The sequence below is a fragment of the Sphaerospermopsis kisseleviana CS-549 genome (genome assembly GCF_028329225.1).
Taxonomy (GTDB): Bacteria; Cyanobacteriota; Cyanobacteriia; order Cyanobacteriales; family Nostocaceae; genus Sphaerospermopsis; species Sphaerospermopsis kisseleviana.
In genome coordinates, this window is sequence record NZ_JAQMTI010000145.1 from 1 (window position 1) to 8,779 (window position 8,779).

General features: G+C 38.5%; 9 protein-coding genes and 1 pseudogene. 7 read left to right on the forward strand and 3 right to left on the reverse strand.

Features of this window, described 5'->3' with window-relative positions; translation table 11 throughout:
• Positions 1-94: 94 nt before the first annotated feature.
• The 3 genes and pseudogenes from PN497_RS11905 to PN497_RS11915 form a co-directional block, all read left to right on the forward strand.
• A pseudogene (locus tag PN497_RS11905) lies at positions 95-1,045 on the forward strand (SGNH/GDSL hydrolase family protein); the annotation flags it as partial.
• A gap of 33 nt (positions 1,046-1,078) precedes the next feature.
• Positions 1,079-1,495 carry a hypothetical protein gene (locus PN497_RS11910; protein WP_272110231.1) on the forward strand — a complete coding sequence of 139 codons (417 nt, stop codon included), beginning with the start codon at positions 1,079-1,081 and terminating at the stop codon, positions 1,493-1,495.
• 13 nt (positions 1,496-1,508) lie between these two features.
• Positions 1,509-2,288 carry a pentapeptide repeat-containing protein gene (locus PN497_RS11915; RefSeq protein WP_096568139.1) on the forward strand — a complete coding sequence of 260 codons (780 nt, stop codon included), beginning with the start codon at positions 1,509-1,511 and terminating at the stop codon, positions 2,286-2,288.
• A gap of 98 nt (positions 2,289-2,386) precedes the next feature.
• Here the strand turns inward: PN497_RS11915 and PN497_RS11920 are convergent, their stop codons facing one another.
• Positions 2,387-3,004: a hypothetical protein gene (locus PN497_RS11920; protein ID WP_096568141.1), complete on the reverse strand. Its 618-nt coding sequence runs from the start codon at positions 3,002-3,004 to the stop codon at positions 2,387-2,389.
• A gap of 99 nt (positions 3,005-3,103) precedes the next feature.
• Here PN497_RS11920 and PN497_RS11925 point away from each other — a divergent pair, with 99 nt between their 5' ends.
• The 3 genes from PN497_RS11925 (at position 3,104) to PN497_RS11935 (ending at position 5,226) form a co-directional block, all read left to right on the forward strand.
• Positions 3,104-3,736 (forward strand): hypothetical protein, encoded by a 633-nt coding sequence (locus tag PN497_RS11925; RefSeq protein WP_096568143.1) that lies wholly within the window; start codon positions 3,104-3,106, stop codon positions 3,734-3,736.
• The gene (locus tag PN497_RS11930) at positions 3,729-4,181 is read left to right on the forward strand and encodes a pentapeptide repeat-containing protein (RefSeq protein WP_096568145.1); all 453 of its coding nucleotides are present in this window, start codon (positions 3,729-3,731) and stop codon (positions 4,179-4,181) included. Before PN497_RS11925 ends, PN497_RS11930 begins: the two co-directional genes overlap by 8 nt.
• 496 nt (positions 4,182-4,677) lie before the next feature.
• Positions 4,678-5,226: a pentapeptide repeat-containing protein gene (locus tag PN497_RS11935; RefSeq protein ID WP_096568147.1), complete on the forward strand. Its 549-nt coding sequence runs from the start codon at positions 4,678-4,680 to the stop codon at positions 5,224-5,226.
• Between the two features lie 140 nt (positions 5,227-5,366).
• On the opposite strand, the gene PN497_RS11940 is transcribed toward PN497_RS11935, so the two are convergent.
• Positions 5,367-5,747 (reverse strand): hypothetical protein, encoded by a 381-nt coding sequence (locus tag PN497_RS11940; RefSeq protein ID WP_096568149.1) that lies wholly within the window; start codon positions 5,745-5,747, stop codon positions 5,367-5,369.
• Between the two features lie 351 nt (positions 5,748-6,098).
• Here PN497_RS11940 and PN497_RS11945 point away from each other — a divergent pair, with 351 nt between their 5' ends.
• On the forward strand, positions 6,099-6,239 hold the full coding sequence (locus tag PN497_RS11945) for a hypothetical protein (RefSeq protein ID WP_193942914.1): 141 nt from the start codon (positions 6,099-6,101) through the stop codon (positions 6,237-6,239).
• Positions 6,240-6,771: 532 nt separating this feature from the next.
• On the opposite strand, the gene cobJ is transcribed toward PN497_RS11945, so the two are convergent.
• Positions 6,772-8,514, reverse strand: coding sequence for a precorrin-3B C(17)-methyltransferase (gene cobJ / locus PN497_RS11950; RefSeq protein WP_096568151.1), 1,743 nt, complete (start codon positions 8,512-8,514; stop codon positions 6,772-6,774).
• Between the last annotated feature and the right edge of the window lie 265 nt (positions 8,515-8,779).

The following is an 8,779-nucleotide window of genomic DNA, read 5'->3' on the forward strand; positions in this document are numbered from 1 at the left end:
GGACTGGGGACTGGGGACTGGGGACTGGGGACTGGGGACTGGGGACTGGGGACTGGTGATTGGGGAATTGCTTTAGCGAAGCTTACCGAAGGTATCGCTGTTTGGTTTTGGTAATCCTCTCATTTACATTGGTGATGAACAAATTGGTTATTTATTATCACCTAATCAAAGCACCCGTCGTATGGGCAACCGCATTGAAATTAATGAATATTCTGTGCGAAGTGCGACAATACAAAAAACACCTCAACCATTGACACTGCGAATTTTGCTTTTAGGTGATTCTATTGCTAATGGCGGTTGGTGGACAGTTCAACAAAATACTATTTCTAGTTTAATTGAAACTTCTTTAAAATCTCAAAAATATCAGAATAATTACCAACAAGTGAAAGTTTTAAATACTTCTGCTAACTCCTGGGGACCAAGAAACGAATTAGCTTATTTACAGCGTTTCGGCAATTTTCAAGCTCAGGTGATAGTGTTATTAATTAACACTGATGATTTATTTGCTACTGCTCCCACCTCCCTACCTGTGGGACGCGATCGCAACTAACCAGATCATAAACCGCCTTTAGCAATTATAGAATTTTTACAGCGTTATTTAATTAAACAAAAACCCATACCCGAACTAGAAGCAGTACAAAAAGAACCAGGCGATCGCGTGGGAATTAATTTAGAAACTATTGGTAAAATTCAAAATTTCGCTCAAGAAAACAACAGTAAATTTATTTTAGCCATGACTCCCTTATTCAGAGAAATTGGTGAACCAAGACCCCGTGATTATGAAATTGTTGCTCGTAAACGTTTATCTGATTTTACCAAAGAACAGCCAATTAATTATATAGATTCTTTACCACAATTCAACTCAATTTATAACCCCGAAAGCTTATATCACGATAGTATTCATCTTAATCTTAAAGGTAATCACTTTGTGAGTGAAGTGATAAGCTGTTACACAGCTAAATTGTATAATCCTAATGTTCTGAACTCTTGTTTAACAGGCAAGATGCCTGTTCCACTTATACAAATTAAATGCACAACAGCTTAGAGTGATCGCTTTTAGAAATATTAAAAAATTAGTATGAGTCAGCAACAGCCGTCGAACCCACAACCACCATCACCACCACAGCCTGTAGCACAATCTCCTGTAGCAAATACACGCTTGGGGAATAATACCAAAAAAGTGGTGATGAACATTCTAGAAGTTGTGGATCAGTTATTTTATGGATTGATGGGAGATTTGGGGAGAACAGTCTATGCTTCCATTCAGGATGCGATCGCCCTCAGTATTCTCTTGCAAGTTCCCGGATTAATTGGTAAGATCATTATTGGTAAAGATTTTTCCAGTTTTGGTGTTTGTTTAAAAGAAAATCCATTAGGTGCATCCTGTTACGCTTGTTTTATTATCGTTACATCAGATTTCTTACTGTGGATTGTGCTTGCTGGTCGGATAATTGCTCGTTTTTGGGCGGATATTAAGAATTTGCGGAAACCATAGGAGCAGCAATATTATGACATTAACTAGCCGCAAGCAAATTAGCCTTTATCAAGAAGCTAAAGCTGGATTGAATTCTTTAGTTCAGCAAACGGCTCAAGTTGGTGTAGGTTTTTTAGTCATGTTATTGCTCACAGGTGGGAATCCTCCAGCTTTTACTGTCGGGTTAAGTGTTATTGCGGGAATTGGTTTTGTTGCTTGGAGTGAAGAGAAACGACTAACCCAGCGGCGATTAACAAGTAAGATACCTGTTTTACAAGAAGAAATTCCACAGCAAGTAAAACTGCTTCTGGAAGCAGACACAGAAAACTTGTCTGAATTAATTAAAAGTGCTGGACTAAATCCATTTGCAGATTTAGTTGGAGCTAATTTAGTTGGTGTCAAAGGCGTTGGTTGCAACCTCAATGGTTTTAACCTCAGTGCTGCTGATTTAAGTGAAGCTGACTTGAGCCGCGCTGATTTGAGTGGTGCCAACCTCAAGAATGCAAAACTACGATCTGTTAAACTCAGCCGTGCCTATTTAGTGGATGCTAATTTGTGTAATGCAACGCTAATAGATGCTAACCTCAGTCATGCTGACATGAAAAATAGCAACTTGAGTAATGCTGACTTGATTAATTCTGACCTCAGTGGTGCTGACCTGAATGGTGCTAACTTAACTGAGACAAATTTCACGAGTGCCAGAGTGATAAATGCTCAATTTGGTAATAACGCTGGACTGGCTGATGATGTTAAATTTGAACTCAAACAGCGAGGGGCAATTTTTTCCCAAGATCAACTTGTTCCAATAAAATAAACACAGTGCGTTACCCAAACTAAGAAAATTGTAGGTTGGGTTAAACGAAGTGAAACCCAACATTTCCCGAATTTTGTTGAGTTTGCATTTTAGCCTGTTTAAGCTTCCTTAACCCAGATAGCCAAACCTCCCCCACGGCCACGCGCTGCAATGAAATCTTCCGTAACTAAGAAGAAGGCAAAAAAGGGTAATTTAGCTATGGGTTGGTTATAAAAATCCTCAGATTCAACTTTACCAGAACGAATTGGTTGATTGTAAACAACACGATTAAATAAACTAATCTGCATCTGGGTAAAGTCAAATGCCAATAAATTTTTTTTGCCTAAATATTTTGCTAGTCCCGTCAGCTTTAATAATATCGAGCCTAATTGTACCTGATTAGCAATTTCGCCTCTAACTAAAGCATCTTCAGTAGTGGCACTAAAAGAAATATGAATTTTCACCAATTTAGGTACATAAAAACCCTTACCTAAAATAATTCCTCCGCGCTGTCTGACTTTTTTAGTCCCCGTAGCAAAGCACAACCGCCATTTACCAATCAGAGATGGAAAGGGATAATTAAGCCGTTGTTGTTTGGCGGTCTTTTCTGCTTGCAGCAAGGCATTGACTACTACCTCAGCAGTAGGGGGTTTGCTCCCTTCTCGATATGCAGCAGCAGTTTGGGAGACAATGCTGAGAAAATCAGACGTAAGGGTAGATGTCAAATCAGAGGTCATGAGAATATTGGTAATTTAGGGTTTTATCGGCATTTGCTCATCATTTCGATAGATTATAACCTTTATTTTCCTTAACAAAGGATAAGGTTGAGCTAAATCATGTTAGCGTATATACAAGGAAATCTATCAAATCCTCAGTCCACCTTGGCAATGCAACAACTTCCATCTAGTACACCTCAACCGCAACATGAAAACAGATACCCAGATTGCCTGTACATGGAACTACAAGCAATTCCAGTCAATTCTGACCAAATTGATCTGCCTGTTACCATGCACTTTAACGAACAGTGGGAAGCATTAGGAACAGTGCGCGTTAAGTTTGGTGTGAAAGGTGGACAACTGAAGCTAAAGCTGAAAAATGGTGAGATTCCTGATGATTCCCGTGAACTGGATGGACAAATTGAGCTTAAACCGGCTGTGTGTCAGGTAACTACAAATGGTTCAAAATCACACCCAACTTGGGAGTTTGAGCTAAGTATTGGCGCAACAGTTTTGATAGGCTCACTCCAGAATCAGAAATTAGGAACTGTGCAGTTACAAGACAGGCCATGTTTTGTGGAAGCAACATTTGAGGTTTCACAGCAATATGTGCATTTAATGGCAACAGAAGGACTATATCCAACGGATACAAGTCGCAATAAACAGATAATTTTAGAGGCATGGTTCAGGAAGGAACTGCTGAAATCAAAGTTACAACCCTATCTCAGTCGAGCAGAGTTGCACTATGGCTAATAAAGAATCTATTCAGAAACTTCAAGACCTGATTCAGCGAGTTGTCGAGGCAGAAACCGATGACTTTTCTGCTCTGGTAGAAATTGCTGGTTTAGATCCTCTACAAGACTTTGCTGGTGCCGACCTGATCGGTGCCAACCTGAGCCGTGCCAACCTGAGCCGTGCCAACCTGAGCCGTGCCAACCTGAGCCGTGCCAACCTGATCCGTGCCAACCTGAGCGGTGCCAACCTGAGAGGTGCCAACCTGAGCGGTGCCAACCTGAGCGGTGCCGACCTGAGCCGTGCCAACCTGAGCGGCGCCTACCTGAGCGGTGCAGCAGTTAAAAATGCAATATTTGGAGATAATCAGGGCATTTCTCCAGCTATGAAGCGCGACTTAATTGAACGCGGGGCAATTTTTGAAGATTCTCCAGGCGATCGCTCTCGTGTTCTCACTCGTGTCTAAAGGATTTGTGATCATAATTTCAGAATGTGACCTCTGAATCAAGATCAAGAAGAATGATGGGATGATAATTGCGATCGCTCTTTACCAAAAATATACCTTTTGCCTATTAACCTAAGTTGCTAGTACCTCTCGGCATAAATACGCCTACCTTTCACAAGTGTTTCAAATCACAGATTTTTCACCAACTTTAATGGTGGGTTTACTTGCGCCAAGCTGTACTAGTCATCTAGTTGAGGCTGGTAATGGGTAATTGGAAACTGCTGTAAAATCCTAGTTTTAATCCTGATTATCCTTCAATCCTGGAAATCCTGATTCTGACAGTTTCCCTAACTAGCAACTTACGTTATTACTTTTTAAGTCCTTACTATTAAGTTAAGTATCTTTCTATTAAGGAAAGATTAAAAATCCTAAAATCTTTAGCACAATAGAATAACCCGATTGTCTTTTGCGTGGTTTGAGGAGTTGAACTTATCTAAAGACACAGAGAGGTAAAATTATGGACGCTAATAGCTTCCTGAGTCAATATACATCAGGAAAACGGAATTTTAAGGGAGCAATTCTGCATCAGGCACAGTTAACTCAAGCTGAATTAACTGGTGTTAATTTATCTGAAGCTGACTTGAGTGGTGCTGATTTAAGTGAAGCCAACTTGAGTAAATGTAATCTATCTAGAGCAAATTTGACCAATGCCGATCTCAATGGCGCAAATTTGCAAGGTGCAAACTTGAGTGAAGTAAATTTGATTGGTGCTGATTTGACAAGAGTTAATTTCCAGGAAACTAACCTCAGTCGTGCAGACTTGCGAGCCGCAAATTTAACGTCAGCTAACCTACTGGGTGCAAACCTCAGTGAAGCAGATATCAGTGGTGCTGATTTCAGCAGTGCTAATCTTCAAAAAGCCAATTTGATTGGTAGCAATATCGAAGAATCAGAACTCTATGATGCAGATTTAACTGGTGCAATCATTTCTGAACCAGAGATGACTGAGGAAGTTCTGCATATAGGTTTATCCCATACATGGATCACATGGGCTGGAAGTTATTGATTTTTCAAGGGGAAATGGGAAATGGGGAATAGGAAATGGGGAATAGGAGTCATGGATTTTGGATTGTTTTTGTCATCTCCAATCTAAAATCTAAAATCTAAAATCTAAAATTTTCTTCCCCACTCACCAGTCACCACTCCTTAATAAACTAAAGGTGTTACACCACGCATTGCTCGTAAAGAATTTATACAAGCAGGGCAATCACAGCCAAATAAATCCACGGCCATATTGCTTTCTTCAATATTGAACTCTAGCATCTGAATATCAGCAGGAGTATCAAAATCTTCTGCTTGGGGTTGATACTCTGGAATTTGAGCTAATACAGAAGCTCTAGCACATACTAAACCAACTTTATGTTTATTGCGAATACAGGACAAATTATCTTTACTTTGGGCTGTATTCTGGGATGTATTTTTAACTGTTGGTTCTATCGCTTGGGCTTGCTTGAGCATCACTCCCATAGTCAACCAGGAGCTAATCAATACAGGAGAAGAAAAGAGGCTTAGTATAAATTTGTTCATCATCTTGCTTGATATAATGTTCTTGACTGCTAAGGATACACGATTAAATCTTTCAATTCAAGAGAACAGCTATCAGGAATAATAATAGTTGATTCCGGTGCTATAGAGTGTCAGTATTAGTCACTGACCAGTTATTTAATTTTTTGGACATAATTGTAGTAGTTATGTCTTTTGACTTTGACAATTTTTTCAATCCTCTTCCTTTCAGAGAGAGGTCATTGTCAATTGTCCATTGTTAATTATCCATTATTGAAGTGTGTAGGCAGGAAACAGCAAGGATCAGGAAACAGGAAAGACGGGTTTTAGTTATTCAATCAATTTAGATATTGACTGAAAATTAACTATTAAAAAATGAATAATAAAATGTCCGCAAGAGCGGACATATATCAGGGCTTCTGTCACTTTTATTGGCTACAATCATGTATGAAACATGATGCTTTTATTGTTGATGATCAAAACCAAAAAATCAAGGGTTTACAAGCATTAGACTAGACATAACTACTTGAATTTTATCTTTTTATATAAGCCTTGATGAGTGATTAGAGACGTTGACCGGAATGTTTGTAGGGAATTATTGTCAAATTTGTAATTACAGAGAACCAATTTTGTAGATAAATTATCAAGTCTGACTCCAACAGCGATGATGATTTTGACTTTTGTTAGCACAACTTTGGTTAAGGATATTCTATATTCTGAATCTTGGCAATTTTCTAGGAAATATCAACAGGAAAATCACCTCATAAACCTCATAAATATTTGGATGTTTTATATAAAACAATTTGTCTAATAGCATAGCAAAAATTACTAAAATCGGACATTTATTTTTAGACATAATTCCGATATTTATGTCTTTAAGTTCTGAAGATTTATGGTATTTTTAAATTAACTTAAATTAAAAAGGTAAAGGTGGTCAGGTATGACAAGCCCTGAGAATAATCTGTTATTCTTGGGGTTTTATTTAGGATCACGAATTTACAATAATCGACAATTAAAAATGAACCTGGAATGAAACAATTGTCAATTATCAATTGTCAATTATCAATTGATAACGACGTGGTGTATAAACTCTTGTATCTTTTTCACTGGTTTCAATTTTCCGAGTTTGGGAAGAACCAATAATAATCAAGGTTCGCATATCAGCATCCTTTGGTTTTAATTGTTCCAAATTAATGACTTTTACCGTTTGTCCTGGTCTGCCAAGATTCCACCCTAATATTACCGGGGTATCTGGTTTTCTGTACTTTAGTAAGATATTTTTGGCTGCTTCTAATTGCCAAGTTCTTTCTTTGGAAATAGGATTATAAAATGCAATTACAAAATCACCTTGGGCTGCGTTTGTAATACGTTGGGTGATAATTTCCCAAGGTTTTAAAATGTCAGAAAGAGAAATTACACAAAAGTCATGTCCCAAAGGTGCGCCAATAGCTGCTGCGGTGGCTTGCATGGCGGAAATACCAGGGGCTACTTGAATATCAATTGTTTGCCATTCTGGTTGTTGATATTTATCTATGACTTCAAAAACTGCGGTGGCCATTGCATAAATACCGGGATCTCCTGAAGAAACTACTGCTACATATTTACCTGTTGCGGCTAAGTCTAAGGCCATTTTTGCCCTTGCTTCTTCTTCTCTATTATCCGATTCATGAATTTTTTTACCTTCAGCTAAAGCACCAATTAAATTAATATAAGTCTTATAACCAACTAAATCTGTAGCATGATTGAGAATTTCTTTAACTTCGGGTGACATCCATTTTGATGCACCAGGTCCAGTACCAATAATGGCTAATTTTCCCTGTGGTTGTCCGATGGTTTCGGGGTTGATAATTTCTGGAGAAATACTCAGAGTAATCTGGGAAAATGGAGAACACAAAGATTTGTTATTTGGTTCTGTACCTGCACAAACAACTGCTTCATGAAAACAGTATCCTTGGGTGGTAAATTTTGTCAGTTGACTGACTGCAAAAAACCGAATGGGTACTTGAAAAATGTGGGCGATATTTTCCAGTATGGGATCAGCAGCGAGGTAAAGAGGTGCAAGAATAACTGCGACTGCTTTGGGTGAAACCTGCGCTTCTTCTAGTAGTTCGTAAATGTGGCTAAGTGTTCCTGAGTTGGGGGAAGTAATGGCGATCGCTACTTTTTGGGGATGATAAACTAAACAGTCAGGTTGAGGAATTACTTTTTTTTCTGTCACCTCAATAGTTAACTCCCCATTTTCATCAATAGGTAAGTTACTTTCACTCAACCAAGGTGCTGTTCCTACTAATTTAACTTTTGCCCCTGCTAATAAGTCAGATATAAATTTTTTCGCATTCTCTGGGTTAGCTAAATGATATCCAAAAGGAGGAGATAACAACGCTGTCCGAAAACGCAAATCTCCTGTAGTTGTAATGGCAGCTTGTACTTTTAAAGCTGCTGCTATTTGCCGTGCTAATTCGTTTACTCCACTTAGTCCACCCAAAAGCGGGACAACTGCACTCCCATCTTCAGCTACAGCTAATACTGGTGGTTCTTGACTTTTATCTGTAATCAGTGGTGCTAAAGTTCTAATTATAATCCCAGCCGCACATATACCAATTATCGGTGTGCCAGCGGCGAACAACTCGCGCAGTGTATCGCCAAAGTTTGTAAAGCTTACATCAACATCACAGGTACGACTTACTAACCCGTATAATTTCGCTCCTGGTAAAATACTTGTAATTTTCCTTGCTACTGTGATACTATTTTGACCCAGTATGACAACGGCAGATGTCAACCTTGTTTTCATTTAATATTTATGTTTATTTACTTATTTTAAGATAGTTCTTCCTTATCAGGAGATAATATATCAGGTTTTCAGATGGGTGTCAATAGTCTTAACTTACTATTGCGCGGTGACTGGGGACTGGGAAGAGCAAGTCCTAAGTTGACAATTTCATAGACAAAACTATACTTATATTGACAAAAATCAATATATTTTTAGGAAAAAATCAACTACTTGATATATAATACGGTGATATCAAGTATTGAATTGAGACTATTGCTGACGCGAA